Consider the following 26,798-nt stretch of genomic DNA (forward strand, 5'->3'; position numbering starts at 1 on the left):
ATATGTAGATCCTCATACCGCAATAACGGCAGACCAGCCCCTAACCCACCACCTTGGCACCCCGCAATTGTGCAATCCGCTCGGTGCTGAACCCCAACTCCCCCAACACCTCATCACTGTGGGCTCCGAGCCCTACCCCGATATGCCTGGGCGCCGGCAACCCTTCTGAAAACTTCAACGGGCAGGCCATTTGCGCCTGACTGGAACCATCCCCCCGAGGCACTTGGCTGACCAGATCCCGAGCCTTGAGCTGTGGATGTTTCAAAGCTTCACCAAGGCTGAGGACCGGTTCGACACAAGCATCCACCCCCGCAAACAACCCACACAACTCCTCAAAGCTGCGCTTCTCAAACTCGACCTGCAGCGCCTGCTTAAGCGCTTTCTGCTGCTCAGCCTTGGGCGACAACCCCAGGGGCGCCAGTTCCGGACACCCGAGGGTCGTACACAGCTGCTGCATAAAACCTGGCTCCAGGCTGCCCACCGACAGCCAGCGCCCGTCCCGCGAGCGGTAGTAATCGTAAAAACTGCCGCCATTGAGCATCTGGTCTTCCCGCGCAGGCTCCACGCCACAAGCCAGGTAACCGGCACCGGCCATGGCGTTAAGGCTGAAGGCGCAGTCGGTCATGCTCACGTCCAGGTACTGACCCACCCCGCTCTGCTGCCTGGCGATGACCGCCGCCAGCAGCCCGATCGCCGCGTGCAATGAGCCGCCACCGACGTCCGCCAGTTGAACGCCCAACGGCAACGGCCCACTGTCCTGGCGCCCGGTGTAGCTGGCGACCCCAGCCAGGGCGAGGTAGTTGATGTCGTGGCCGGCGCGATCCTTGTAGGGGCCGGTCTGGCCGTAGCCGGTGATGGAAACGTAGATCAGCTTCGGATTGATGGCCTTCAAGGCCTCGTACCCCAGGCCCAGACGGTCCATGACGCCAGGGCGAAACTGCTCCAGAACGATGTCGTAGTCCTTCACCAACTGCCGGACAATCTCCAGCGCCTCGGCCTGCTTGAGGTCCAGGGCCAGGCTGCGTTTGTTGCGATTGAGGTAGGCGTGGCTGGCCGATACTCCCCGATCATGGGGCGGCAACACCCGCAGCAAATCCATACGCGTGGGGGATTCGATACGCAGCACTTCGGCGCCCATGTCCGCCAGCAGCAATGAGGCAAACGGGCCAGGCAGCAAGGTGGAGAAATCCAGCACTTTGAGGGATGCCAAGGGACCTGACATGGGAGCTCCGATTCCGATTCGATTGGGCACAGAGTAGGCAGGCTTGGGGGTAAGCGGCAATTACATAAACCATCATCGACAGTGACCGTTGTGATTTCAGGGACTGCTGCGCAGCCCAACGGGAGCAAGCTCCCTCTCCACAAAAAAAACCCATCCGAAGATGGGTTTTTCATGAGCGGTGCAGTGTTACTTGACGCCAGAGGGTGTCGGGCCTTCAGCCACACCCAGGTCGTCTTCTTCACGGGTGTCGGAGATACCGCGACCACCGGAAGCCAACTCGATTTGCAGGGTGTCTTCGTCCAGTTCCTTGACCCACTTGGCAACTACCAGGGTAGCTACGGCGTTACCGACCAGGTTGGTCAGTGCGCGGGCTTCGGACATGAAGCGGTCGATACCCAGGATCAGCGCCAGGCCGGCAACCGGCAGGTGGCCAACAGCCGACAGGGTGGCGGCCAGTACGATGAAACCACTACCAGTCACGCCAGCAGCGCCCTTGGAGGACAGCAGCAACACCAGCAACAGGGTGATCTGGTGGGTGATGTCCATGTGGGTGTCAGTCGCCTGGGCGATGAACACGGCAGCCATGGTCAGGTAGATCGAAGTACCGTCGAGGTTGAAGGAGTAGCCAGTCGGGATAACCAGACCTACTACCGACTTCTTCGCACCCAGGCGTTCCATCTTGATCAGCATGCGTGGCAGGGCCGATTCCGAGGAGGAAGTACCCAGCACAATCAGCAGTTCTTCACGGATGTAGCGGATCAGTTTCAGTACGCTGAAACCGTGGGCGCGGCAGATGCCGCCCAATACCACCAGGACGAACAGCAGGCAGGTGATGTAGAAGCAGATCATCAACTGGCCCAACTGCACCAGCGAACCTACGCCGTAGGCACCGATGGTGAACGCCATGGCGCCCAGGGCACCGATTGGCGCGAGCTTCATGATCATGTTGATGATGTTGAACATCACGTGGGCGAAGCGATCGATGAAGTCCAGGACCGGCTTGCCGTAGGCACCCAGGCGATGCAGGGCGAAACCGAAGATCACCGAGAACATCAGCACTTGCAGGATATCGCCGTTGGCGAAGGCGCCAACGATAGTATTGGGGATCACGTTAAGCAGGAAGCCAACGATGCTCTGGTCTGCACCCGCGGTCACGTAGGCCGCCACTTTGGAAGCGTCCAGGGTCGCTACGTCGATGTGCATGCCGGCGCCCGGTTGCACGACGTTGACCACGATCAGGCCGATCAGCAGGGCGATGGTGGAAACGACTTCGAAGTACAGCAGCGCGTAGCCGCCGGTTTTGCCGACCGATTTCATGTTCTGCATGCCAGCAATACCGCTGACGACTGTACAGAAGATGATCGGGGCGATGACCATTTTGATCAGCTTGATAAAGCCGTCACCCAGGGGCTTGAGGGCCACACCGGTCTGCGGGTAGAAGTGACCGAGCAGGATGCCGATAACGATGGCAACGATCACCTGGAAATACAGGCTTTTATAGAACGGCTGACGAGTCGTCATTGCAAAGTTTCCTCAAGAGCCTCGTGTGGCAAATATCCGCCATTGCCCACGACACTTGAATTGCGAACCCTCCTGCACTGGAGGGATTTGTTTTGGCGAGCTGCGCTGGGCAGATCTGCGTTTCCTATCGCAAACGCCATGCCACTTTACTGAAAACCGCTAAAGGCCTTTAGAGATCAGGCCCTGTGGTTTTCGGGCACCATTCAAACGTTGGTACAAGTGGCGGATTTCCGCCCACTGCCCGAGCCTCGTCCTACAATTTGGCGGATATCCGCCTTGTCGCTTCTCTGTACGATGGCTACCATTCGCCACTTAATGGACGAGGCCCCTTCATGCGTGAACGTACCATTGCCAGTCACTATGCCCGCGCCGCCCTGGGTGGTGCGCACCGGGCCGGCTACGATTACTCGGGGTTGTTGCAGCAACTGGGCATCACCCCCGAACTGCTTAGCGAACCTCGTGCCCGTATCGCGCCGGAACAGTTCACCCAGCTGTTGCAGATGCTGTGGCTGGCGCTGGACGACGAATACCTGGGCTTCGCCGATGGCCCGAGCAAACGCGGCACCTTCGCCATGATGTGCCACGCGCTGATCCACTGCCGCACCCTGGAGAAGGCTCTGGAACGCGGCTTGTTATTTTATGGCCTATTCCCGCAGGGGCCGCGCTGGCACCTGACACGGGAAGGCGATATGGCCCGCTTGAGCCTGGACGATTCTCAACTGTGGGACCCGGATCACTTTTTGAGTGAGTGCCTACTGGTGATCTGGCATCGCCTCGGCAGTTGGCTGATCGGCCAGCGTATTCGCCTGGAGCAGGCAACGTTCAGCTACCCGATGCCGGCCCATAGTGGCGAATACGATTTGCTGTTCCCCTGCCCCCACGTATTTGCCGCGCCTGTCAGCAGCCTGGTGTTCCACAGCCGCTACCTGAGCCTGCCGCTGTTGCAGGACGAGCGCACCCTCAAGCATTTCCTGGAGCGTTCACCCGCCGACCTGCTGTCACGCCCGGACGAAGGCGACAGCTTGAGCAGCCAGTTGCGCCGTTTGTTAAGTCGCGACCGCACGCCCTGGCCGGACCTGGAAGCCGTCGCCCAGCATTTGCATATCAGCCCGCAAACACTGCGCCGGCATTTGCGCGAAGAAGGCACCAGCTTTCAGGCGCTCAAGGATGAACTGCGCCGAGATATTGCGATTTTTCACTTGGGCCGGGCGGATTTGTCACTGCAGGAGATCGCCGAGCAACTGGGGTTTTCCGAGCCTTCGGCGTTTCATCGCGCGTTCAAAAAGTGGACGGGGCTGACGCCCGGTGCTTATAGATCGCAAGAAAGCTAAGGCCGAACACTGTCCTGAGACAAGAGTGATTAATGTGGCGAGGGAGCAAGCTCCCTCGCCACAGAAAGCTCACTGACCATAGAAGTATTTAGACTGCCGAAAAGTGGATCTTGAACGCCGCCCCGCCCAAGGGTGAATCCCCCAGGGTCAGCCGCGCGCCGTAGCTTTCGATGATGTCCTTGACCACTGCCAACCCGATCCCCTGCCCCGGATGCTGACGGTCCAGCCGCTCGCCCCTTTGCAGAATCCGCGCACGCTGGTCCGGCGGTACGCCAGGGCCATCGTCTTCAATGCACAGCTGGGTGCCTTCGAGGCTTTCATACAGGGTGATGCGCACTTCGCTCAGACACAGGCGATAGGCGTTTTCCAGCAGGTTGCCGAGTAATTCGAGCAGAGCGCCCCGCTCGATGGGCACGTCGCATTCTTCCGGCAGGTCAAAGGACACTCGCACGCCCTTGTCGCGGTAGACCTTGTCCAGGGTGTCACACAGGCTTTGCAGCACCGGCCGCAACCGTACCTGGTGGCGCACCAGGCCGCTTTTGCGCAGGCTGGCGCGCTGCAACTGGTAGCTGATTTGCTGGCTCATGCGCTCGATCTGCGATTGCAGCACCCAGGCTTGCTCGCGGTCCTCGGGGCGCTGGGCCATGTCTTCGCTCACGCCCTGCAACACCGCCAGCGGGGTTTTCAGGCTGTGGGCCAGGTCGTCGAGGGAGTCGCGGTAACGGGTGCGCTGCTCACGCTCGCTGTGGAGCAAACGGTTGAGGGAGCCGGTCAGCCGCAGCAGCTCCCGCGGGTGTTGTTCACTGAGGCTTTCGCGGGTACCGCCTTCGATCTCGTCCAGTTCCTGGCTCAGGCGACGCAGGGCTTGTAGGCCCCAGGTCAGGCCGAGCCAGAGCAGGGTCAGCAGCACCAGCAAGGCGGCGCCGAAGCCCAAGTAGAGGTTTTCCCGCAGACCTTCGAGGGTCAGTTGGTATTCGCGCACCGGTTGCAGGGCGACAATACTGAATGCCGCGCTCTTGCCCCCCAGCAGCTTGACCTCGACGTCATAGGCAAAAAATTCCTGGCCGTTGGCCTCGCGAATCTTCGCGAACTCGTTGCCGCGCCCGTCGTAGCGCGGCTTGTAGTTGATGTTTTCTTCCTGGGTCGCCCGCGAGCGCCAGACCAGGTGGCCTTCACGGTCATAGATGTAGCCCAGCAGACGGCTGTCGGTGAGGTTGAAGCGCTCGTCCGGCAATTGCGCCGGCATCAGCAGGCGGTTTTTTTCGACCCGCGCCGCAGAGATCAGCGTCGTCACGTCTGACGCCAGGCGCTGCTCGATAGCGTCCTGCAAGGCCAGGCTGAACGCGCCCTGCATGGCCGGTAGCAACGCCAGCATAAACAGCACGGCCAGGGTGGTGGCCGCCAGCATCAGGCGCACACGTAACGAGCGAATCAACGGCAGCGCTCGTTAAACAGGTAGCCCAGGCCTCGCACGGTGTCGATCGGTTTGAATCCCGCAGGCCCTTCCAGCTTGCGGCGCAGGCGGCCCACCAGCACTTCGATCACGTTTGGATCGCGCTCGTCGTCATCGGGGTAGAGCTGTTCCATCAAGCGGTCCTTGGCCACCACTTGTTGATGGTGACGCATCAGGTATTCGAGGATTCGGTACTCATAGGCGGTCAGCGCCAGGGGTTGTTCGTCGAGGGAAGCCTGTTTGCGATTGAGGTCCAGCAGCAACGGGCCCGCAACAATGGTCGACTGGGTAAACCCGCTGGAACGACGCAGCAATGCATTCATCCGTGCTTCCAGCTCTTCGAACTGGAACGGCTTGACCACGTAGTCGTCGGCGCCGGCTGCCAGGCCTTCGACCTTGTCCTGCCAGTTGCCGCGCGCGGTGAGAATCAGGATCGGGAAGGTCTTGGCCTCGGTGCGCAACTGGCGGATCAGGTCCAGGCCGCCCATGCCCGGCAGGCCCAGGTCGATGATCGCCAGGTCATGGTTGAATTGCCCAGTCTGGTACAACGCTTCTTCAGCATTGGCCACGGCTTCAACCACGTGACCGCTGTCGGTGAGTCGGGTCAGCAAGTGATGACGCAGCAGCGCCTCATCTTCGACAACCAGCAGTTTCATAAAGCTCTCCAAGGCAAATCAACTTTCCAGCTGGGTACATCATAGCGGCCCTGCAAGTCTTGCTCGCTCAGTTTAACGCCGTTAAAACGGGCAGATATGTTTTCGTAGTCCCAGACTACGCAGGCGCCCCTGAACTTCTCCTGAACACTCTCTGAATCTGGGCTGAACCGGATCGTCCAGTCTGTAACACGTCAGTTAAGTCGAGCCTGTTCCAGGCTACCCATGCTCGCGGTAACCGGTGCAAAATACCCGGTATGAATCCGCTCCCCGCCTGCTGCACCCCACTCGACGCCCATTGGCCGCTGCCCGTCCCCTTGCCGGGCACGGTATTTCTGAGCACCCGCTTCGATCCGACATTGCTGGTCGCCGGCGACTTCCAGCGCTGCGCCGTACCGCCCCCGGCCAGCATCCAGCGTTCGGTAGCCAAGCGTCAGGCCGAATTTCTCGCCGGGAGGCTATGTGCCCGTGCTGCCTTGCAACAGCTTGAAGGGCTGGACTGCATTCCAGCCATTGGCGAAGATCGAGCACCGGTATGGCCGGCCCATATCAGTGGCTCGATCACCCACAGCACCGGCCACGCGGCGGCTATCGTCGCCCATAAGGCGCAGTGGCGCGGGCTGGGGATGGATCTGGAGAATGTGCTGGCGCTGGAGCGAGCCGAACGTCTGGCAGGGGAAATCCTCACGCACAATGAGTTGCAGCGCATGGCCGCAGGGCCTCGGGAGCAAATCGCGCAACTGGTGACCCTGACCTTTTCGGCCAAGGAGAGCTTGTTCAAGGCGCTCTACCCCATCGTGCAAAAGCGCTTCTACTTTGAACATGCCGAGCTGTTGGATTGGTCTGAGACAGGGCATGCGCGATTGCGGTTGCTGACGGACCTGTCCAGCGAGTGGCGCCACGGCAGCGAGTTGGATGCGCAGTTTGCCGTGCATGAGGGGCAGTTGTTGAGCCTGGTGGCGATCAGCGCCTGACAGATCCCTGTGGCGAGCGGGCTTGCCCGCTCGCAACAGGGTCTCAAGGTTTCTCTTGATCCCTCGGCCAACTCAAGCTGAAACAGGCCCCGCCCAGGTTGTTGCTCTTGCTGATCAACGCCCTCCCGCCGTGCCAATTGATAATCCTGCGCACAATCGAAAGCCCCAGGCCATGCCCACCCGAGGCCCTGGTACGGCTGTCGTCCAGGCGCAGGAACGGGGTGAAGACCCGTTCCCAGGCATTTTCCGGCACGCCGGGGCCATCGTCTTCGACGTCGATGCGACAACGTACCTGGCCCACCTGATAACTGATCAACACCTGTGACTGCGCGTGACGCATGGCATTGCTCACCAGGTTTTGCAGGGCCCGGTGCAGGTAGCGCGGCTCAGCCTCGACCCAGGCGTCATCCAAGTGGGCCGATGACAGGCAAATCCCTCGCGCCACATTGATTGCCGGGCGCAGCGGCGCTAACTCACCAATGACCTGATCGAGCAAGGCATTGAGGTCGACCCGTTGGAAGTTCAGTGCCGGCGAACCCTGCTCCAGCCGCGCGTAGGTGAGCATCTCGTCCACCAGGCCATCGAGGTCCTGGATATCGCTGTCCATGCCTTCCATGTATTTACGCCGGGCTTCAGGGGTGGCGGCGTCTCCGATCATCTCCAGGCCAAAGCGCAGGCGCGCCACCGGGGTGCGCAGCTCGTGGGACACCGCTCGCACCAATTCGCGCTGGATCGCCAGCAACCGCTGCAGATGCTCGGCCATACCGTTAAAGGCCGCCGCCAGGCGCCCTACCGAGTCAGCACCGCGCGCTGGCACCCGCGCCTCCAGGTTGCCTTTGGCGATGCGCGTAGCGGCGGATTCAAGGCCGTGCAGGCGACGCTCCAGTTGCCGCACCAGCAGGTAGACAATCAAGCCGATCAGGGTCAGACCGATCAGCGCAATCAATATCAGCCATTGCGCCGGATAAGGATTCATCTGGTACAGCGGGCCGATTTCCAGGACCCACGGCGTGCCAACCATGCCGGCAAACACGCGGATCGAATCACCACCCTTGCCCAGCGCCATCACCGTATCGCCTTCCGCTACTCGGCGGCGCTGGTCTTCGTCCATATCGGCCTGGTCGAGGGTAATCAGGTGCAGCTCGAAGCCAAAGCCCTTGGCTTCTTTAAGGTCTGCCAGGCGTTTGGGCTGCTCGGCCACCGGGTAGCGCACCAGTTCATCGGCCAGTAGGTAGATAGTCGCCCGGGCCAGTTGTTCGCTGATTTGCTGCACTTCCCCGGTGAGCAACAATTGCTCTTTTTCACTGACCAGTCGCAGAACCTTGGCGGCATGGGGCCCGGTCTGCTCTACCAACACCTGACCCCGTTGCAGGCGATTACGCTGGCCCAAGTCGAGCTGGGCATCGGCCACGGCCTGCAATTGCAGGGGAATCCCCAGCAAGCGCTCCCACACCGCCAGGGCTCGGCGGCGCTCGATGGCGCTCATCGGTTGCAAGCTGTCGCCCATCAGGGCAAAGGTGCCGTGGGCCAGGCGCTCACGGTACTGGTCACTGCGCACCTCGTTGAGCAGGTGCAATGCCAGAACGCCGAGCAGCGCCACCAGGATCAGCGCCGCACACATGCCGCCGTAGATGCGCAGGAAGATCGAGTTCACGGTTGCAGGTCGGCGGCAGCTTCAGGGACGAACAAATAACCTTTGCTGCGGATGGTCTTGATCAGGCGCGGATGGATCGGGTCATCGCCGATTTTCGGACGTATCCGCGAGATGCGTACGTCGATGGAGCGGTCCTGACCGTCATAGCCGATACCGCGCAAGGCGGTGAAGATTTCTTCCCGAGACAGGATGCGCCCGGCATTGGCGACCAGCAGCCACAACAGGTCGAATTCGGCGCTGGTCAGTTCGATGCCTCCGTCGTGCAGCCAAGCTTCGCGCAGGGCGTTGTCCACCACTAACGGGCCGAATTGCAGGCGTCGTTGTTTTTCGGGGATCGCCGGCTCGACGTTTTCGCTGCGTCGCAGCAAGGCCTGGATTCGCGCCAGCAGCAACCTCGGGCGCACCGGCTTGCAGACATAGTCGTCAGCACCCATGTCCAGGCCCTGCACTTGGTCCATGTCGTCGGTGCGGGCGGTCAGCATCAGGATCACCCCATCGTAGCGCTCACGCACCTTGCGGCAGATGCTCAGGCCGTCTTCGCCGGGCAGCATCAGGTCGAGAATCACCAGGTCGGGCTGCTCGGCAATGATCCGTGCCGCCGCCAGGGCACCGTTGCCCTCTATCGACACCCGCAGGCCGTTGCCTTCCAGATAATCACGGGTCAATTCAGCCAGGCGCTGGTCGTCCTCGACAATCAATACCTGCCAGGCTTCATGCTCCATGCGTTACCTCTATTCAAATAATGTAGGCGCAAGCGTGCTCGCGATGGTGGTTAACGATAACGCGTGAAATTTGACACCCAGCGGCGCTCTGCCGTTTTTCGCAAGCAAGAACTAGGCGTCCCCCCCTCGCCCCTATATTTGTCATGTGGAGAGGGCATAACACAGCGTGTATCCAAGCCGATTGTAGCAACGGGCCAGCCCTCGAACACAAGCCTGGAAATGCATTCGGTAATCGCGTTTTTTTATGATAGGGTTCGCGCCCTCAAAAAACCAACCGGGTGTTTTCACCTTTGAATATTCGGTGACAAGCGGTGTAATGCCGCAGTACTGCGGCCTACACGGCGATTCGCTCTTTCATACACATTTTACCCACAGCGTTATCCACAGGTAGTGCGTTGCTAAGCCCCCCAAAACGCATTATCTTGTAGCTCGCCGCCAAAAAAACCCTACATGTAGGGTTTTCGGCAAAAAGACCAAACACAAATCAGACAAGAAACTCAAGCCCTTTCTTGCTCCTGTTTGGTTGAACTTAAGACGTTTTCAGAAGACCAAACCGCGCACGCGGATGGCAGCCGTTTCAGCCCACACCGGGAGAAACGGTACGGGTGTTGCAGTACAAAACTGTCACCCATCAGGAATACGGTTTAGAGCCAAGGCTCTGCACCGAAGACTTCGGCATGGAAGCGGCGCGATCAGCTCCCTTCCTCCTGTCCCGAAGTTGTTATGCCAGGCCCAGGCCTGCTGTAAGTGCTTCAGGACGGAACGGTGGGCACCGTGATGGTGCCCAAATAAATATAGAATGTGGAGACAACCCCCCATGCAAACCGACACAACTCGCGAGAACCCGCAGGGCTCCGTGCAGCAGGCCGCCGATTCGAATCTGGATCTGTCCGCCACCGCACCCGGCCAATTGCGCGTGATCAAGCGTAACGGCACTGTCGTTCCTTACACCGATGACAAAATCACCGTCGCCATCACCAAAGCGTTTCTCGCAGTTGAAGGCGGCACCGCTGCTGCCTCGTCGCGAATCCACGACACCGTTGCCCGCCTGACCGAACAAGTCACTGCAACCTTCAAGCGTCGCATGCCATCGGGCGGCACCATCCACATCGAAGAAATCCAGGACCAGGTCGAACTGGCCCTGATGCGTGCCGGCGAGCAGAAAGTGGCTCGCGACTACGTGATCTACCGCGACGGTCGCTCCAAGGAACGTGCGACCCGCGCTCCGACCGAGGAAGCGGTAAACGCTCACCCGTCGATCCGCATCACCCTCGCCGACGGCACCTTCGCGCCGCTGGACATGGGCCGCCTGAACACCATCGTCACCGAGGCCTGTGAAGGCCTGGAAGAAGTCGACGGCGACCTGATCCAGCGCGAAACCCTGAAGAACCTGTACGACGGCGTGGCCCTGAGCGACGTCAACACCGCCCTGGTGATGACTGCCCGTACCCTGGTCGAGCGTGAGCCGAACTACTCGTTCGTCACCGCCCGCCTGTTGATGGACACCCTGCGCGCCGAAGGCCTGAGCTTCCTGGAAGTCGCCGACAGCGCGACCCACCACGAAATGGTCGACCTGTACGCCAAGGCCCTGCCTTCGTACATCGCCAAGGGTATCAAATACGAATTGTTGAACCCGATCCTGGCCACCTTCGACCTGGAAAAACTCGGCAAGGCAATCAACCACGAACGTGACCAGCAGTTCACCTACCTGGGCCTGCAAACCCTGTACGACCGTTACTTCATTCACAAGGACGGTATCCGCTTCGAACTGCCGCAGATCTTCTTCATGCGCGTGGCCATGGGCCTGGCGATCGAAGAGAAGAACAAGGAAGACCGTGCGATCGAGTTCTACAACCTGTTGTCGTCCTTCGACTACATGTCCTCGACGCCAACCCTGTTTAACGCCGGCACCCTGCGTCCACAGCTGTCGAGCTGCTACCTGACCACCGTGCCGGATGACCTCTCGGGCATCTACCACGCGATCCACGACAACGCCATGCTGTCCAAATTCGCTGGCGGCCTGGGCAACGACTGGACGCCAGTGCGCGCCTTGGGTTCGTACATCAAGGGCACCAACGGCAAGTCCCAGGGCGTCGTCCCGTTCCTCAAAGTCGTGAACGACACCGCCGTAGCGGTCAACCAGGGTGGCAAGCGCAAAGGCGCTGTCTGTGCCTACCTGGAAACCTGGCACATGGACATTGAAGAGTTCATTGAGCTGCGCAAGAACACCGGTGATGACCGTCGTCGTACCCACGACATGAACACCGCCAACTGGATCCCTGACCTGTTCATGAAGCGCGTCTTCGATGACGGCCAGTGGACCCTGTTCTCGCCGTCCGAAGTACCGGACCTGCACGACCTGACCGGCAAGGCCTTCGAAGAGCGTTACGAGTACTACGAAGCCCTGTCCCAGTACCCGGGCAAGATCAAGCTGTTCAAGACCATTCAGGCCAAAGATCTGTGGCGTAAAATGCTCTCCATGCTGTTTGAAACCGGCCACCCATGGCTGACCTTCAAAGACCCGTGCAACCTGCGCAGCCCGCAGCAGCACGTGGGCGTGGTCCACAGCTCGAACCTGTGCACCGAGATCACCTTGAACACCAACAAGGACGAGATCGCCGTTTGCAACCTGGGTTCGATCAACCTGCCGAACCACATCAAGGATGGCAAGCTGGATACCGCCAAGCTGGAGCGCACCGTCAACACCGCAGTACGCATGCTCGATAACGTTATCGACATCAACTACTACTCGGTGCCACAGGCGCAGAACTCCAACTTCAAGCACCGTCCGGTTGGACTGGGCATCATGGGCTTCCAGGACGCTTTGTACCTGCAGCACATTCCTTACGGCTCCGACGCAGCCGTCGAGTTCGCTGACAAGTCCATGGAGGCGGTCAGCTACTACGCGATCCAGGCTTCCTGCGACCTGGCTGACGAGCGCGGCGCCTACGAGACGTTCCAGGGTTCGCTGTGGTCCAAAGGCATCCTGCCGCTGGATTCGCAACAGATCCTGATTGAGCAACGTGGCCAGAAGTACATCGACGTTGACCTGAACGAATCCCTGGACTGGGCGCCAGTACGTGCCCGTGTGCAGAAAGGCATTCGTAACTCCAACATCATGGCCATCGCACCGACCGCCACCATCGCCAACATCACTGGCGTGTCGCAGTCGATCGAACCGACTTACCAGAACCTGTATGTGAAATCGAACCTGTCGGGCGAATTCACCGTGATCAACCCGTATCTGGTTCGCGACCTGAAAGCCCGCGACCTGTGGGACTCGGTCATGATCAACGACCTGAAGTACTACGACGGTTCGGTGCAACAGATCGAGCGCATCCCGCAAGAACTCAAAGAGCTCTACGCGACTGCCTTCGAAGTGGACACCAAGTGGATCGTTGACGCCGCCAGCCGTCGCCAGAAGTGGATCGACCAGGCTCAGTCGCTGAACCTGTACATCGCCAGCGCTTCGGGCAAGAAGCTGGACGTGACCTACCGCATGGCTTGGTACCGTGGCCTGAAAACCACTTACTACCTCCGTGCGCTAGCTGCGACCAGCACCGAGAAGTCGACCATCAATACCGGTAAGCTGAACGCTGTATCCAGCGGCAACCACGGTGATGATTCGGTTCTTGCGGCTCCGGCCGGCCCTGCACCAGTGCCAAAAGCCTGCGCGATTGACGAGCCGGATTGCGAAGCTTGCCAGTAAGCTGAGCAGGTCCTGGGCTTAATCACCCAGGACTGAAAAGCCCCCGATAGACCCTGGCTGCAGTTGGGTTTATCGGGGGCTTTTTCATAGGGGCTTCGCGGAGCAAATGACGTCCGCCAGGCCTGATACCTGTGAACTCAACACACCTCCCCTCCAGTCAGTGCAGAGCAGCCTCGACCACTCAAAACGAAACACCAGGAAGCATCCCACTTGCCAAATAGCGCGCAAAAAAAACCCCTCATTGAGGGGCTTTCGGTGCAGGCGCTAAATCGACAACATCAGGTCATCTGAATAATGGTCTGCATGATGGTGCTTTCGGTGGAGATGGTCTTGGAGTTCGCCTGGAAGTTACTCTGGGCCTTGATCAGCTCCACCAACTCGCTGGTCAGGTTGACGTTGGAGTTCTCCAGGGAGTTGGCGATGACCGAACCCAAAGTACCGGACTCCGGCGCATCATAACCTGGCTGGCCGGACGCGAAGGTCTCCTTCCAGGTAGTGCCGCCGTTCGGCTGCAGGCCCTGTTCATTGTTGAAGCTGGCCAGGGAGATCTGGCCGATCGCCTTGCTCTGCTCGTTACTGAACGTGGCAAACATGACGCCGCTGCTGTCGATTTTCAGCCCGGTGATTTCGCCAGTAGCGTAACCATCAGTGACCGGCGGGTTGCGATAACTGGCAGAGTTGTACTGGGTGATATTGGCCATATTGACGGCAATACCAGTCGGGTTGGCAGCCGCGCCGTTATCTACCCACACGTCATTTTTCATGACGCCCGGCTTCCAGTCGGCAATAGTCAGGGTGGTGTTGGAAACAGTACTTGGCGGCGTAACGATGCCCTCGAGCGCACCAGCTGTATCGAAGGTCACGGTCGACGCCACAGGCGCGACGGCACCGGCGCCACTGATAGGCGTACCGTTGGGGTTACGGCCGTCGATCAGAGTGTAGGCCTTCCAGGTATTGGAGTCGGTCTTCACCATGTACTGCACCATAGGGTGCGAGTTGCCCTGGGTGTCGTACAACATGGTGGTGTACTGGGTGGTAAAGCTGTCCGATTTGGTCGGATCGAACGGGTTGAGCGCCTGGTCGATCACTGGCTCCGAGGACTTCAGGTTGCTGGTGGAGTCCACCTTGGTGGACGCCTTGGGTGACAGGTTCGACTGATCGATGCGCAGGTCTACCAGGCCACCCTTGATGATATTGCCGTTTTCGTCTGCCGCGTAACCTTGCAGGCGCGAGGTGCCGGTGGAGTTGGTGACGTAGCCATCCTTGTCCGGTTTAAAAGTACCAGAGCGGGTGTACTCCAAGGAACCGTCGCTGCCCTTCTGCACAAAGAAGCCGCCGCCCTTGATCGCCATGTCCAGCAAACCACCGGTGCCGGTGATTTCGCCTTGGCTGAATTGCTGGGAAACCGCTGCCAGGCTCACACCGCTACCAATAGCGTTGTGGCCGCTGCCCAGTTTGGAGGCGGCGTAGACGTCGGCGAATTCCGCACGGGACGACTTGAAGCCGGTGGTAGCAACGTTGGCGATGTTGTTGCCAGTCACGTCCAGCTGTTTGTTGGCCGCATAGAGGCCGCTAAGGCCGATATTAAAAGACATGTTTCTCTCCTCTTGCCGAATTTAGCCGGCTCTATGTACCGATAGTCTGAATTTGCGACAGCTTGATGCTGCCCATGCCGCCAGAAAGATTGAGCAGCATTTCGCCGCCCGTCTGGCTCAAGGTCACGCTAGTGACCGTGGCGGGTAGCGAGGTCTTCAACGCTATCGCATCACCGGCATCGCTCTTGGTGGTGGCCGCGAAGGTGTAGTTGCCGGAGTCGACTTTCTCGCCGGCTTCGTTTTTGCCGTCCCAGATAAAGTCCGACTTGCCGGCTGCCTGAGCACCCAAGTCGATGGTCTTGACCAGCTTGCCGTCCTTGTCGGAGACCTTGATGGTGACGTTGCCCACCGACGAGGTGACTGCCACGGAACCGGTGAAGCTCTTGCTGGTGTCGACCATGGCCTTGTCGGTCTCGATGATCACCGAACGACCCACCAGCGACGACGCTTGCAGCGCTTGCGACGATTTGTAGTTGCTGGAGATGGCATTCACCGAGTCGTTCAGGGTGTTGATGCCTTCCAGGCTGCTGAACTGCGCCAGTTGCGCGACAAACGCGCCGTTATCCTGGGGCGACAGCGGGTTCTGGTTTTTCAGCTGGGTGACCAGCAACTGCAGGAACGCATCCTTGCCCAAGGCCTGGCTGCCAGAAGCCTCTTTGGTAGCACCCGCCAGGCTATCCTGGTTGGCTGCGGCATCCTTGACCTTGTTGTTGAACAAGTCCTGGATCGTCGAGTTACTCGACACATCGTTGGTAACGGACATTCTTTGGCGCCCCTTATCACTGACCCAGAGTCAGGACCTTCTGCATCATGGTTTTGGCGGTGTTCATCATTTCCGCGTTGGTCTGGAACGAGCGACTGGCGGAAATCATGTCAGCCATTTCCTCGACCACATTGACGTTGGGATAGAACACATAACCCTTGGCGTCGGCGGCGGGATGGTTCGGCTCGTAGCGCGCGTCGAGGTTGCTCTGGTCTTCGACCACACCCAGCACCTGAACGCCCTGGCCCGCAGCATCCTGGTCCTGGAACAGCGAATCGCTGCCGCCACTCTGGCCACCCTGGAACATGGTGGCGAACACCGGGTGACGGGCGCGATAGGTCTGGTCAATGCTCGACGACACGGTCTCGGCGTTGGCGATGTTACTGGCGACGGTGTTCAGACGGGTGGTCTGGGCGCTCATGCCACTACCGGCAATATTGAAAACACTGGATAGAGACATGACTTACTCTCCGCGCAGGGCTGACATCAGCCCTTTGAATTTGCTGTTGAGCAGGGTGAAGCTGGCCTGAAAGTTCACCGAGTTCTCGGCGTAGTTCGATTGCTCCAACTGCGCGTCGACGGTGTTCTGGTCGATCGATGGCTGCATCGGCGTGCGGTACATCAGCGACTCGTCGCCATTGCCCAGGCCTTGCGCTTCGATATGACGGTTATTGGTCATGTTCAAGGCGAAGGAGCCGCTCTTGGTCTTGTCCTGCTGTGCGGCGAGCACGGCGGAGAAGTCCAGGTCCCGAGCCTTGTAGTTCGGGGTGTCGGCGTTGGCGATGTTGTTAGCCAGGACTTCGGCACGCTGGGCGCGAAAGCCCAGGGCTTGTTCGTGGATACCGAGCGCTTTATCGAAGCTGATGCTCATGGCGGAAACCTTTAGGGGCTGACCTGCTTTTCGTAATCTGGATATAGCAAGTGGCATGCCAAGTCATCGAATCCCTGTAAATCAAGGGTTTGCCGGGAGATTGCCGGTGGCAATGCCAGAAAAGCGGCAAGGGGTTTCCGCCAAACGCCAGTAAAGCGGCAATACGCATTGCCGCTTTGCGCCCATAAAAAACGGGAGGCCTTTGCAGGACCTCCCGGTTTTTATGCGACGCATGCCTATCACTTGGCCTGGTAAATAATCCCAGGACTGCACTGCACCATCTGGTAATGATCCGGCAACCCGTTCAACGCTTCAGAAGCGCCAAGAAACAGATACCCCCCGCGCTTGAGCGTGCTGTGGATGCGCAACAGGATGTCCTTCTTCACTTCAGCCGAGAAGTAGATCAGTACGTTGCGGCAAAACACGATATCGAACTTGCCCAGGCTGGCGTAGCTGTCCAGCAGGTTGAACGAACGAAACTCCACCCGGCTCTTGATCGGCGCCTTGACTGCCCAACGACCGGCAACCTTGGGGTCGAAGAAACGCTGCAAGCGTTCCGGAGACAGGCCTCGCCCCAGGGCCAGGCTGTCGTACTCACCTGTCTTGCAGTTGGTGAGCATGGTGCCGGACAAGTCGGTGGCAACAATCTGCACCCCGGCCTTCAACTGGCCCATGTTGGTCCGCTCGAACTCGTCGATGGACATCGACAGCGAGTACGGTTCCTGCCCCGAAGAGCAGGCCGCCGACCAGATGCGCAGGCGCTGGCCGGGGCTGGCCTTGATCGCTTCGGGCAGGACCTTGTTCTTGAGCACTTCAAAGGGATAGGTGTCACGAAACCACAGGGTTTCGTTGGTGGTCATGGCATCGACCACCATTTCCTTGAGCCCGCTGCGTGGCTGGCTCTGTATCCGCTGAACGAGGTCGCCGAGGGACTTGATCCCTTGCTGCTCCATCAGTTTATTGAGACGGCTTGATACCAGGTACTGCTTGTTTTCACCGAGCAATATGCCACAGGCTTTTTCCAGGAAGACCCGGAACTGTTCGAAATCCAAATTACCCGTAGACAATGGTACCGCCTCTTAAATCGTGTGACCGCCAGGGAAAAAGCCCCTAGCCGTGATCTGCTGCCTTGATCCGGTCGACTACCCGGGCTGCCAGGTCATCAGGACGGAATTTGGCCAGGAAGTCATCGGCACCGACCTTCTTGACCATCGCCTGATTGAATACACCGGACAATGAAGTATGCAGGATGATATGTAATTTTTGCATGCGTGGATCGTTGCGTATCTCGGCCGTAAGGGTGTAGCCGTCCATTTCCGGCATCTCGATGTCGGAAATCATCATCAAGAATTCTTCTTCCGGTTTCTTGCCTTCATCCACCAGCTTGCGCAGGTAATCCAGGGCCTGGCGGCCATCGTTGAGTGCCACCACTTCGACACCAACGGTCTGCAGGCAACGGGAGACCTGCTTGCGCGCTACCGAGGAGTCATCCACCGTCAGCACCCGCAGGGAAATCGCCTTGTGCGCCGTCTCCGCGTCTACTACACCCACCGAAATAGCTTCCGAAGTCGGCGCCACTTCCGCGAGGATTTTCTCCACGTCGATGATTTCCACCAACTGGTTGTCGACCCGCGTCACTGCCGTCAGGTAGTGATCGCGACCGGTGCCCTTGGGCGGCGGATGGATCTCTTCCCAGTTCATGTTGACGATGCGCTCCACCGAGCGCACCAGGAAACCCTGGGTCTTGGTGTTGTACTCGGTGATGATCACGAACGGACTCTCGCGATCCTGCAAGCCGGACGAGCCCGTAGCCATCGCCAAGTCAAGAATCGGAATGGTCGAGCCGCGAATGTTGGCCACGCCACACACCACAGGGTTGGACTTGGGCAATACGGTCAGCTTGGGACATTGCAGCACCTCCCGCACCTTGAAGACGTTGATGCCGTAAAGCTGCTTGCCATCCAAACGAAACAGCAGCAACTCCAGGCGATTCTGCCCTACCAGCTGCGTGCGCTGGTTCACTGAATCCATTACTCCCGCCATGCCCAGACTCCTACACTACAAAACCTACGGGTACGACGCGTACCCAACACTAAACGGCACGAGCTTTGCTTTTTTATTGGCCATGGACATCAAAACGACAGTTTCCCGACGCCTTCTCCCCCTGCCGTACTTTAAACAGTACCGCAGATTGCTCTGCGCCTTGCTAACGATGCTTGCCTTGGCTGCAGGCCAACAGGCCCGTGCCGACAACGTCACCTTGCCTGATCTACTTATCGGCGTCACTCAAGGCTTTCTTGAGTTCACTGTAGAAGATTATCTGGCCACTACGCAGACACCAGGACGCTATGAAATCCAGGTCAACCAATTGGACCCACGCCTGCGCCTGCCCATGTGTGACAAGGAATTGACAGCCACCCTGGAAAGCCCCGCACAACCCATCGGCCGTGTGACCGTGCGCGTGCGCTGCGACGGCGCCTCGCCCTGGACGGTGTTCGTACCGGCTCAAGTCCGCCTGTTTCGCGAAGTGGTCGCCGTCACCCGCCCGCTGAAACGCTTGGGCATTATCGGCTTTGAGGACGTTGCCCTACGCGAGCGGGACATCGGCCAGATCAGTCAGGGATACCTTACTTCCGTGGATCAAGCGATCGGGCAGAAACTTACCCGACCAATGGTCACAGATCAGGTCATCACCCTGGCTCACCTGGAACAGGCGGAAGTCATACGCAAGGGTGATCAAGTGGTGATTTCCGCCAGCAGCGGCGGCCTGAATGTAAAAATGCCGGGAGAGGCTCTGTCCAATGGCGGCATGAGCGAACAGATTCGGGTCAAGAACCTCAACTCCAAGCGGGTGATCAAGGCGCGAGTGACTGCACCCGGCCAGGTCGAGGTAGCGTTATAGATCACTGGCGCGGGAGGCCAGCTTTTCCTACACTGTGCGCAAGACGTCATCACGTATAGGTTTATTGTCAGTCGAGCCTAAAGTTTGTCCGGGTATGGCCGAAAACATGGCAAGCGTCCAAATACCCAGAGGTTTTCATGATGGTCATTGATTTCAGTCGATTAAATAACGCCCCCTCACAGCTCGTCAGCACCCGCGCCAACGGTGCCAAGGAAAGCGTTGAGGCCGGTAAGTCCCAGCCACTGCCCGTCAAGGCAGACCAGGCCGGCGCCAGCCAGAGCGGGGAATCGGTACATTTGAGCAATGAGGCTCAACAGTTGCAAAAGGTCACTGACTCGCTGCGCGATCAACCGGTTGTCAATAAAGCCCGTGTGGCCGAATTGAAACAAGCGATTGCCGATGGCAGCTACAAAGTCGACAGCAACCGTGTAGCCAGCAAACTGCTTAACTTCGAAGCCGAGCGCTAGGCAAAGGCCTGCGCCAGGCTTTTGGACGCTTAAAACCCAAGGCCAGCCATGCACGACGAAAATTTACTGCAACTGATCATTGAAGACCTGGCTCCAGCACAGCATCTGCTTGAGCTGCTTCAGGAAGAGTCGATCGCCCTGCACGGCCGAGACATGCGCCTGCTGGAAGATATTCTGGCGCGCAAGCAATCGCTGATCATTCTGCTGGAACAGCATGGCAAGAAACGCAGCCAGATTCTTGTCAGCCTGGGACTGCCTGCCGATCACGACGGCCTGGAGCAACTGGCGAGCCACTCGTCGGTAGGCGACCAGTTACGGGCCCAGAGCCAGGAGCTCAACCAGCTGCTCATCACTTGCCAGGAAGCCAACACGCTCAACGGCCAGTCGATCCAGCTTCAGCAAGCCACTACCGCCAACCAGCTGCGCATCCTTCACGGCGGAGAACCTCCGACGCTCTATAACGCCAAAGGCTCCACCTCGCGACTGGTCAAGCCCAGCACCATCAGCCAAGCCTGACGCCGGTTTATCGCGCGCCCTATCAAGGCGCGCAACATACTGGCAAAATGCCGGTTCTTGCGTGTAGTCGTATTTTGTCTGGAGATGGAAGAACCGTGTTCAACGCCCTCAACGCGGAAGATGCTCCGCAGCCACCCAAGGTCCTCACTACGCCTCTGGAAATTGCCGGCACCTTACGGCTGCTGCAAGAGAGCCACGACCCCCTGATCATTACCTTCCATGAGCGCAACCAGCGCTTTCAAAGCTATCTGGTGGAAGTCGACCGGGACAGCAAGACGCTGAGCCTGGACGAAATGATCCCACGGGAGGGCGAACGCTACCTTGAGAATGGCGAAGCCTTCCGTATCGAAGGCTTCCACGACGGCGTGCGGGTGGCTTGGGAGAGTAACGGCAGCCTGACCATCAGCGAAAAGGACGGCCACCGCATCTATCGGGGCGGCATGCCTGACGAGGTGGTTTACCATCAGCGGCGCAACGCCTTTCGCGCAGCATTGAAATTGGCGCAACTGGTCAATGTCGATATGGGCGGAGAGAAACTCAAGTTGCCCATTGGCGGCAAACTGCTGGATATTTCCGCCACCGGTTGCAAGCTGCGCTTTGACGGTGATATCTCCCAGCGCCTGCAACTGGGCCAGGTCTACGATCGCTTTATTGCCGCCCTGCCCTTCGGCAACATGAGCACCGCCGTAGAGCTGCGTTATCTGCACTTCGAAGAAAGAATCGACACCACCTTTGCCGGCGTGCGTTTTCACAACATGAGCGGGTTGGTGCAGCGCCAGGTTGAACGCTTTGTCTACCAGCTGCAGCGCGAGGCGCGGCGGTTTGACAAGGATGATGATCTTTAAGCGGTAACAATCTGCATAAAAAACGGGCAGCCCCTTATGGGACTGCCCGTTTTTTGTTTCAGGGGCGTGCCCTGCTCAGATCGTGGGGATGATCATCCGGGTCCGGATGCTCTGGCGGCTCTGGCGACTCTTCTGCAGGCCCCTGCTCCACCGAATCAGGATCAGCTTCAGACTCTGGGTCTGGCTCGGGAACCGGCGCCTGCATCTGATCCTGAACCACCTGTTCATCCACCCGTGGGTCAAGGGCGGCCACCAGCGGCGAGCTGGACATGCTGTCAGGTACCGCCACGTGATGCAGCGGTGCATCGTCCACCTGGTGCAGGTTGGTCACGGCTTTGGGACGGATGCGCCAAACCAGGATCACCGCGCACAAACTGAAAAATGCATAGAGCATCTGGCTACCAAACAGCTTCATCAGCACACCGGCCAGCAGCGGCCCGATACTGGCGCCGACGCCGTAAGTCACCAGCAGCATGGCTGTCAGCGATACGCGGCGATCACCCTCAACGTGGTCATTGGAAAACGCCACCGCCAACGGGTAAAGGCAGAACTGCACCAGGGAGCAGAAGAACCCGGCCACAAACAGCACTTCCAACGGCACCTGGGTCATGATCGCCAACGGCAGCGCCGTCACCGCAAGGCACAAGGCGAAGCAACGGATCAACAGCGCCCGGTCATACCGATCCGAGAGCCAGCCCAAAGGCCACTGCACCACCAGCCCGGCGAAAATGCAGCTACCCATGAACAGACCGACCTGTTGAGTGCTCAACCCCTGCTGAGAAGCGTAAAGCGGCGCCAGACCGTAGAACGAGCCAACAATCAACCCGGCGCCCAGCACGGTACTGAGGGACTGCGGTACTCGCTTGATAAAAAAGCGCGGTTCCATCGGCGCCGGATGCAACGGTGCCGGGTGAATACGTCGAGTCATCGCCACCGGCACCAGGCACAGGGCAAAGCACAGCGCAACCAGCATCAGCAGCTCAAGGCCCAACTGCGGATGCATGACCAGAATAAGCTGGCCCAATACCAGGCCCAGATAAGAAGCGATCATGTAGCCACTGAAGACCAAGCCCCGCTGCTTGGCGTCCGCCTGCTCGTTGAGCCAGCTCTCGATGACCATGTACTGGCACATCATGCCGAGGCCGACGATTATTCGCAGTACGATCCAGGCCGGCAGCCAGTCGATCAAACCATGGCCCAGCACCGCCGCACCGACGATACCGGCGCAGGTGGCATAGGCGCGAATATGGCCGACCCGGGCTATCAAGCGGTGACCGATCTTGCCACCCAACACCAGACCAAAGTAGTTGGCAGCCATCAAAGCACCGACCCACAGGCTGTCGACATTATCGGCGGCCAGGCGTAAAGCCAGGTACGTACTGAGCAGACCGGAGCCGATCAGCATCATCAACGAGGAAAAATAAAGGGCTCGAAAAGATTTCCAGATTTGGCGCATCGGCGTTCCGAGCGGCTCCTTGCAGTGGGTGTCAGGCTACCAGCATGATAGTCCGGCGTCGTCAGGTCCGGACAGCCAAAACGCGCTGTACCAGGGGATTATTTTCGTCAAGCCAATTGGCTACCTCTCAGACGCTCGACGACGGCATACAAGGTACAAGGCGGTGACAAAAATTCACGCCCCCACCGCTCACTCCCCTGTGAACCTCAAACTCCGGCAAGGTTCGCAATACGATCAAAAAGACCTGCCCCCCAGACGCATCCCATCCTCTGCGGCCAACGCCAACCCACAAAAAAGCCCCGCCAGAGTGTTCTGAACAGGGCTTTTGCGTATCGCGGCTCTTTTAAAGGAGCGCAACTCTAATGTGGTGTCCCAGGGCCGGTTCGAACGGCCAACCTTCCCCTTAGGAGGGGGATGCTCTATCCAATTGAGCTACTGGGACAAATGACAACCATCGGGCCAAAGGCACAGCGGCGGACGGCGTGCATGTTAACGGCCAAGGTGCGTTTTGTCATGTCGTCCGTAGGCTTTTTGAGTGTAGGCCGAGCCTTGCAATGCCTAGTCGTGTTTCGGGCAACAACCAAGGGCTATCCATGGCCGTCGTGCAAAATGCACTACCCCAAAATGCCATCATTGCAAATTGCAACAAACCGGCCTGACGATTAGTCTTTAAGACTTTGATTTAAAAGGATTTAATCAAAATATAGACTGGCATGACACCTGCAATCCTTTATCCTACAAATTCAGTCTGGCCACGCCACCTGCGGAGAATATGCCCATGAACAGCACGCCTCTACTAGTAGCCCTCAATGCCGTGGCATTGGCCACGCTGGTGATGTTCCATTTTCAATCCGCTACCGGTGATGATGTGGCACAAGCCAGCCAAGCTGTTCCCCATCATTTGCAACACCAACAGCGTCCGCAGCTGGCGGTCATGACGGCCGATGCGCAATCACCTATTCAACTGACCCAAGGCAACCAAGCCGCACACTCTTCTGAACACTGGGTTTTCTGAACCAAACACAGGAGTATTCAATGTCCAAGTCCGCGTGGCTGTTCCTGGCCCTGCAGCCTGCTTGTGCTCCGAGCCCGGTTGTCCAGCCGCCCTACCTTACGTCGCCCTACCCTAGTAAATCGGCAGTTTGCCACTAGCCTTAAAGTTAAGGGCAAAAGGCCACACCATTATAGGATGTGCGCCCCAAAACCCTTTGTAACTTGGGTTTTCGAGTAGAAAGCATCGCATGGATGCCTTGCAGAAAAGTTTTCCAACCAGTCCGCAAATTTGAAAATGAGTGCTGGCATAAAGCCTGTAGCCAGTTCAATATTTGTCACAGAATTGACGCCAAGGAACTGGCAAATTTGAGGCATGATGCGGCCTCTTTGCAATTCAGGTTGAACATTTGGCTGCAGACCTTGTCCTAACACACATCTTGCGGCCAATTCCAAAAACCGCTCCCCTGAACTAACCGGTTAAATATATGCGCCCATTGAAACAGGCAATTTATTCCAGCCGTACGGCTGACAAGTTCGTCGTACGTCTGCCAGACGGAATGCGGGAACGCATTGCCGAGGTGGCTCGCAATCATCACCGCAGCATGAACTCCGAAATCATCGCGCGCCTGGAACAGAGCCTTATTCAGGAAGGTGCGCTGGGTGAAGCGTTGAGCATGCGCCTGGACAGCCCCGAGCTGTCACTGCACGAACGCGAACTGCTGCAGCGTTTTCGTCAGCTCTCCCACCGCCAGCAAAACGCTCTTGTCTCACTTATCGCTCATGATGTTGAGGCAGCCGCCGAAGCCAACTGATTGGCGACTGAAAGCCGAAGCCAGCTGCATGCTGGCTTTTTTTTGCCTGTGACTTGGTTAAAGGCCCAGCGGTGCTTGCCTCGGGAGAAGGCAATCAGAGTAGGAAGATGGTCGCCAGCCCCAGGAAGATGAAAAAGCCACCACTGTCAGTCATGGCCGTGATCATCACACTGGCGCCCATGGCAGGGTCGCGACCAAGGCGCACCAAGGTCATGGGGATCAATACCCCCATCAGCGCAGCCAATAGCAGGTTAAGGGTCATGGCGGCGGTCATCACTACCCCCAGGGACCAACTGCCATAGAGCAAGTAAGCCACCACGCCAATCACGCCACCCCACACCAGACCATTGATCAGGCCCACTGCCAGCTCCTTGCGCATCAGCCGCGAGGTGTTGCCAGTGCTCACCTGATCCAGGGCCATGGCCCGCACGATCATTGTGATGGTCTGGTTACCGGAGTTACCACCGATCCCGGCCACGATAGGCATAAGAGCCGCCAGCGCCACCAGCTTCTCGATGGAACCTTCGAACAGGCCGATCACCCGAGAGGCAATAAACGCGGTAATCAGGTTGACGGCCAACCAGGCCCAACGGTTACGCAGAGATTTCCAGACTGACGCAAAGATATCTTCCTCTTCACGCAGACCCGCCATGTTGAGGACTTCGTTTTCACTCTCTTCACGAATCAGATCGACCATCTCATCGATGGTCAAGCGGCCGATCAGCTTGCCGTTCTTGTCGACCACCGGGGCCGAGATCAAGTCATAACGCTCGAATGCCTGGGCGGCGTCGTAGGCGTCTTCGTCAGGATGAAAGCTGACCGGGTCGCTGGCCATGACGTCCGCGACCTTCTTGTCCGGGTCATTGACCAACAGACGCTTGATCGGCAGCACGCCCTTGAGAATGCCCTCGTTGTCGACCACAAACAGTTTGTCAGTGTGGCCTGGCAGCTCTTTTAACCGGCGCAGGTAACGCAACACCACTTCCAGGCTGACGTCTTCGCGAATAGTCACCATCTCGAAGTCCATCAGCGCGCCAACCTGCTCCTCGTCGTAGGACAACGCGGAGCGCACACGCTCACGCTGTTGGCCGTCGAGGGTCTCCATCAGCTCATGGACGACGTCACGCGGCAGCTCGGAGGCCAGGTCGGCGAGTTCGTCGGCGTCCATGTCCTTGGTTGCAGCCAGGAGCTCATGATCGTCCATGTCGGCGATCAGGGTTTCACGAACCGAATCGGATACTTCGAGGAGGATGTCGCCGTCGCGATCAGACTTGACCAGTTGCCAGAGGGTCAGGCGATCACCCAGGGGCAAAGCTTCAAGGATGTAGGCTACGTCGGCGGAGTGCAGGTCATCGAGCTTGCGTTGCAACTCGACGAGGTTTTGCCGGTGGACCAGGCTCTCTACCCGGTCATGATTCGGGCCTTCCTGACGGTGAGTCAGGTCTTCGACCACGCGCTGGCGCTGCAGCAGCTCAACAACTTGAGCGAGGCGATCCTGCAGGCTTTCTTGTGTTTTCTTTACTTCAACTTCGGTCATAGGCGAACTCCACTCCCAGCAGCGGGGCACGCCGGAAGGATCAATCAGTCAATTCATGATTGGTAAAACGGGGTACTGAGTTACTACTGGGTAAGTCCATGGAGGTATTCCACAAGCCCCGGCGGGGCTGACGGGCGCAATGATACACCGCCCAGCTGCTTAAAACGTTAAAAAACTGGCAAGAACAAACGCTTGCGCGACAACGCCGAGTATCGGGCACACTCATGAAACTGCGACGACACAGGCAGAAAAGAAAACACATGGGGGCAGGTAGAAAAGCCCGGAGGGCGATTACACGTCGTGGTCACAGACAAGAAAAATAAAAACCCCAGACGGCAAAAAGCCCGCACTAGGCGGGCTTTTTGTTGTTTGGTGCACTCGACAGGATTCGAACCTGTGACCGCTCGGTTCGTAGCCGAGTACTCTATCCAGCTGAGCTACGAGTGCAGATTGTGTTTTTAGACCAGATCACAACTGGTTGGAGCCAAGCTACCTGCATTGCTGCAACTAACTCTTAAATGGTGCACTCGACAGGATTCGAACCTGTGACCGCTCGGTTCGTAGCCGAGTACTCTATCCAGCTGAGCTACGAGTGCATTTGTTGCCGCGCATTATAGCCCGTTCAATCTCTATGTAAAGCGATTTTTTCTAGTGATTTCAACAACTTACCGAAAAAATCCAGATTGCAACGTACTAAGCAAATAATGGCGGAGAACGGGGGATTCGAACCCCCGACACCCTTTTGAGGTGTACTCCCTTAGCAGGGGAGCGCCTTCGGCCACTCGGCCAGCTCTCCGCAACA

The 26,798-nt window shown here is 58.5% G+C and carries 24 protein-coding genes and 4 tRNA genes; 9 read left to right on the forward strand and 19 right to left on the reverse strand.

Annotated elements, in window-relative coordinates; genetic code table 11:
- Window positions 1-40: 40 nt before the first annotated feature.
- A complete protein-coding gene (locus FQ182_RS20945; RefSeq protein WP_149413531.1) occupies window positions 41-1,222 on the reverse strand; it encodes a CaiB/BaiF CoA-transferase family protein in 1,182 nt (393 codons plus the stop codon).
- 186 nt (window positions 1,223-1,408) lie between these two features.
- Window positions 1,409-2,743 (reverse strand): dicarboxylate/amino acid:cation symporter, encoded by a 1,335-nt coding sequence (locus tag FQ182_RS20950; protein ID WP_149413532.1) that lies wholly within the window; start codon window positions 2,741-2,743, stop codon window positions 1,409-1,411.
- A gap of 332 nt (window positions 2,744-3,075) precedes the next feature.
- On the opposite strand from FQ182_RS20950, the gene FQ182_RS20955 reads away from it, so the two are divergent.
- Window positions 3,076-4,074, forward strand: coding sequence for an AraC family transcriptional regulator (locus tag FQ182_RS20955; protein WP_149413533.1), 999 nt, complete (start codon window positions 3,076-3,078; stop codon window positions 4,072-4,074).
- Window positions 4,075-4,162: 88 nt separating this feature from the next.
- Here FQ182_RS20955 and FQ182_RS20960 read toward each other — a convergent pair whose 3' ends face one another.
- Both FQ182_RS20960 and FQ182_RS20965 read right to left on the reverse strand, forming a co-directional pair.
- On the reverse strand, window positions 4,163-5,509 hold the full coding sequence (locus FQ182_RS20960) for an ATP-binding protein (RefSeq protein WP_149413534.1): 1,347 nt from the start codon (window positions 5,507-5,509) through the stop codon (window positions 4,163-4,165).
- Window positions 5,506-6,183: a response regulator transcription factor gene (locus tag FQ182_RS20965; protein WP_149413535.1), complete on the reverse strand. Its 678-nt coding sequence runs from the start codon at window positions 6,181-6,183 to the stop codon at window positions 5,506-5,508. The genes FQ182_RS20960 and FQ182_RS20965 overlap by 4 nt, the downstream gene beginning before the upstream one ends.
- A 254-nt stretch (window positions 6,184-6,437) precedes the next feature.
- Here FQ182_RS20965 and FQ182_RS20970 point away from each other — a divergent pair, with 254 nt between their 5' ends.
- Entirely contained in the window at window positions 6,438-7,154 is a 717-nt protein-coding gene (locus tag FQ182_RS20970) for a 4'-phosphopantetheinyl transferase (protein ID WP_149413536.1), read from the forward strand.
- A gap of 43 nt (window positions 7,155-7,197) precedes the next feature.
- On the opposite strand, the gene FQ182_RS20975 is transcribed toward FQ182_RS20970, so the two are convergent.
- On the reverse strand, window positions 7,198-8,808 hold the full coding sequence (locus FQ182_RS20975) for an ATP-binding protein (RefSeq protein WP_149413537.1): 1,611 nt from the start codon (window positions 8,806-8,808) through the stop codon (window positions 7,198-7,200).
- The gene (locus FQ182_RS20980) at window positions 8,805-9,530 is read right to left on the reverse strand and encodes a response regulator (RefSeq protein ID WP_149413538.1); all 726 of its coding nucleotides are present in this window, start codon (window positions 9,528-9,530) and stop codon (window positions 8,805-8,807) included. The genes FQ182_RS20975 and FQ182_RS20980 overlap by 4 nt, the downstream gene beginning before the upstream one ends.
- Before the next feature lie 817 nt (window positions 9,531-10,347).
- Here FQ182_RS20980 and FQ182_RS20985 point away from each other — a divergent pair.
- Complete coding sequence (locus tag FQ182_RS20985) at window positions 10,348-13,239, forward strand: ribonucleoside-diphosphate reductase subunit alpha (RefSeq protein ID WP_133099226.1); 2,892 nt, start codon at window positions 10,348-10,350, stop codon at window positions 13,237-13,239.
- A gap of 278 nt (window positions 13,240-13,517) precedes the next feature.
- Here FQ182_RS20985 and flgE read toward each other — a convergent pair whose 3' ends face one another.
- From flgE to FQ182_RS21015, 6 genes are all read right to left on the reverse strand, one after another.
- The gene (flgE, locus tag FQ182_RS20990; protein WP_149413539.1) at window positions 13,518-14,834 is read right to left on the reverse strand and encodes a flagellar hook protein FlgE; all 1,317 of its coding nucleotides are present in this window, start codon (window positions 14,832-14,834) and stop codon (window positions 13,518-13,520) included.
- 31 nt (window positions 14,835-14,865) lie between these two features.
- Window positions 14,866-15,597, reverse strand: coding sequence for a flagellar hook assembly protein FlgD (gene flgD / locus FQ182_RS20995; RefSeq protein WP_149413540.1), 732 nt, complete (start codon window positions 15,595-15,597; stop codon window positions 14,866-14,868).
- Between the two features lie 16 nt (window positions 15,598-15,613).
- Window positions 15,614-16,057 (reverse strand): flagellar basal body rod protein FlgC, encoded by a 444-nt coding sequence (gene flgC, locus FQ182_RS21000; RefSeq protein ID WP_133099232.1) that lies wholly within the window; start codon window positions 16,055-16,057, stop codon window positions 15,614-15,616.
- Between the two features lie 3 nt (window positions 16,058-16,060).
- The gene (gene flgB / locus FQ182_RS21005) at window positions 16,061-16,468 is read right to left on the reverse strand and encodes a flagellar basal body rod protein FlgB (RefSeq protein ID WP_149413541.1); all 408 of its coding nucleotides are present in this window, start codon (window positions 16,466-16,468) and stop codon (window positions 16,061-16,063) included.
- 239 nt (window positions 16,469-16,707) lie between these two features.
- Entirely contained in the window at window positions 16,708-17,535 is an 828-nt protein-coding gene (gene cheR, locus FQ182_RS21010) for a protein-glutamate O-methyltransferase CheR (protein WP_149413542.1), read from the reverse strand.
- Between the two features lie 43 nt (window positions 17,536-17,578).
- Window positions 17,579-18,511, reverse strand: coding sequence for a chemotaxis protein CheV (locus FQ182_RS21015; protein WP_133099235.1), 933 nt, complete (start codon window positions 18,509-18,511; stop codon window positions 17,579-17,581).
- Window positions 18,512-18,593: 82 nt separating this feature from the next.
- Here FQ182_RS21015 and flgA point away from each other — a divergent pair, with 82 nt between their 5' ends.
- The 4 genes from flgA to FQ182_RS21035 all read left to right on the forward strand — a co-directional run bounded on the left by flgA (window position 18,594) and on the right by FQ182_RS21035 (window position 21,198).
- Entirely contained in the window at window positions 18,594-19,370 is a 777-nt protein-coding gene (gene flgA / locus FQ182_RS21020) for a flagellar basal body P-ring formation chaperone FlgA (protein WP_149413543.1), read from the forward strand.
- Between the two features lie 140 nt (window positions 19,371-19,510).
- The gene (flgM, locus tag FQ182_RS21025; protein ID WP_133099456.1) at window positions 19,511-19,837 is read left to right on the forward strand and encodes a flagellar biosynthesis anti-sigma factor FlgM; all 327 of its coding nucleotides are present in this window, start codon (window positions 19,511-19,513) and stop codon (window positions 19,835-19,837) included.
- Window positions 19,838-19,885: 48 nt separating this feature from the next.
- Window positions 19,886-20,353: a flagella synthesis protein FlgN gene (locus tag FQ182_RS21030; protein ID WP_149413544.1), complete on the forward strand. Its 468-nt coding sequence runs from the start codon at window positions 19,886-19,888 to the stop codon at window positions 20,351-20,353.
- A 95-nt stretch (window positions 20,354-20,448) separates the two neighbouring features.
- On the forward strand, window positions 20,449-21,198 hold the full coding sequence (locus FQ182_RS21035; protein WP_149413545.1) for a flagellar brake protein: 750 nt from the start codon (window positions 20,449-20,451) through the stop codon (window positions 21,196-21,198).
- A 58-nt stretch (window positions 21,199-21,256) separates the two neighbouring features.
- On the opposite strand, the gene FQ182_RS21040 is transcribed toward FQ182_RS21035, so the two are convergent.
- Both FQ182_RS21040 and FQ182_RS21045 read right to left on the reverse strand, forming a co-directional pair.
- The gene (locus tag FQ182_RS21040) at window positions 21,257-22,654 is read right to left on the reverse strand and encodes an MFS transporter (protein WP_149413546.1); all 1,398 of its coding nucleotides are present in this window, start codon (window positions 22,652-22,654) and stop codon (window positions 21,257-21,259) included.
- 365 nt (window positions 22,655-23,019) lie between these two features.
- Window positions 23,020-23,096 (reverse strand) — tRNA-Arg (locus FQ182_RS21045).
- A gap of 336 nt (window positions 23,097-23,432) precedes the next feature.
- Here FQ182_RS21045 and FQ182_RS21050 point away from each other — a divergent pair.
- Window positions 23,433-23,669 (forward strand): hypothetical protein, encoded by a 237-nt coding sequence (locus tag FQ182_RS21050; protein ID WP_149413547.1) that lies wholly within the window; start codon window positions 23,433-23,435, stop codon window positions 23,667-23,669.
- A 167-nt stretch (window positions 23,670-23,836) separates the two neighbouring features.
- On the opposite strand, the gene FQ182_RS21055 is transcribed toward FQ182_RS21050, so the two are convergent.
- The gene (locus FQ182_RS21055) at window positions 23,837-24,100 is read right to left on the reverse strand and encodes a hypothetical protein (protein ID WP_149413548.1); all 264 of its coding nucleotides are present in this window, start codon (window positions 24,098-24,100) and stop codon (window positions 23,837-23,839) included.
- A gap of 32 nt (window positions 24,101-24,132) precedes the next feature.
- Between FQ182_RS21055 and FQ182_RS21060 the strand changes: the two genes are divergently transcribed.
- Window positions 24,133-24,459, forward strand: coding sequence for an Arc family DNA-binding protein (locus tag FQ182_RS21060; protein WP_133099243.1), 327 nt, complete (start codon window positions 24,133-24,135; stop codon window positions 24,457-24,459).
- 94 nt (window positions 24,460-24,553) lie between these two features.
- Here FQ182_RS21060 and mgtE read toward each other — a convergent pair whose 3' ends face one another.
- From mgtE to FQ182_RS21080, 4 genes are all read right to left on the reverse strand, one after another.
- The gene (mgtE, locus tag FQ182_RS21065; protein ID WP_149413549.1) at window positions 24,554-25,996 is read right to left on the reverse strand and encodes a magnesium transporter; all 1,443 of its coding nucleotides are present in this window, start codon (window positions 25,994-25,996) and stop codon (window positions 24,554-24,556) included.
- A gap of 370 nt (window positions 25,997-26,366) precedes the next feature.
- Window positions 26,367-26,443 (reverse strand) — tRNA-Arg (locus tag FQ182_RS21070).
- Between the two features lie 72 nt (window positions 26,444-26,515).
- A tRNA-Arg gene (locus FQ182_RS21075) sits at window positions 26,516-26,592 on the reverse strand.
- A gap of 109 nt (window positions 26,593-26,701) precedes the next feature.
- Window positions 26,702-26,792: transfer RNA gene (locus FQ182_RS21080), tRNA-Ser, on the reverse strand.
- Between the last annotated feature and the right edge of the window lie 6 nt (window positions 26,793-26,798).

Source organism: Pseudomonas sp. ANT_H4 (genome assembly GCF_008369295.1).
Taxonomy (GTDB): Bacteria; Pseudomonadota; Gammaproteobacteria; order Pseudomonadales; family Pseudomonadaceae; genus Aquipseudomonas.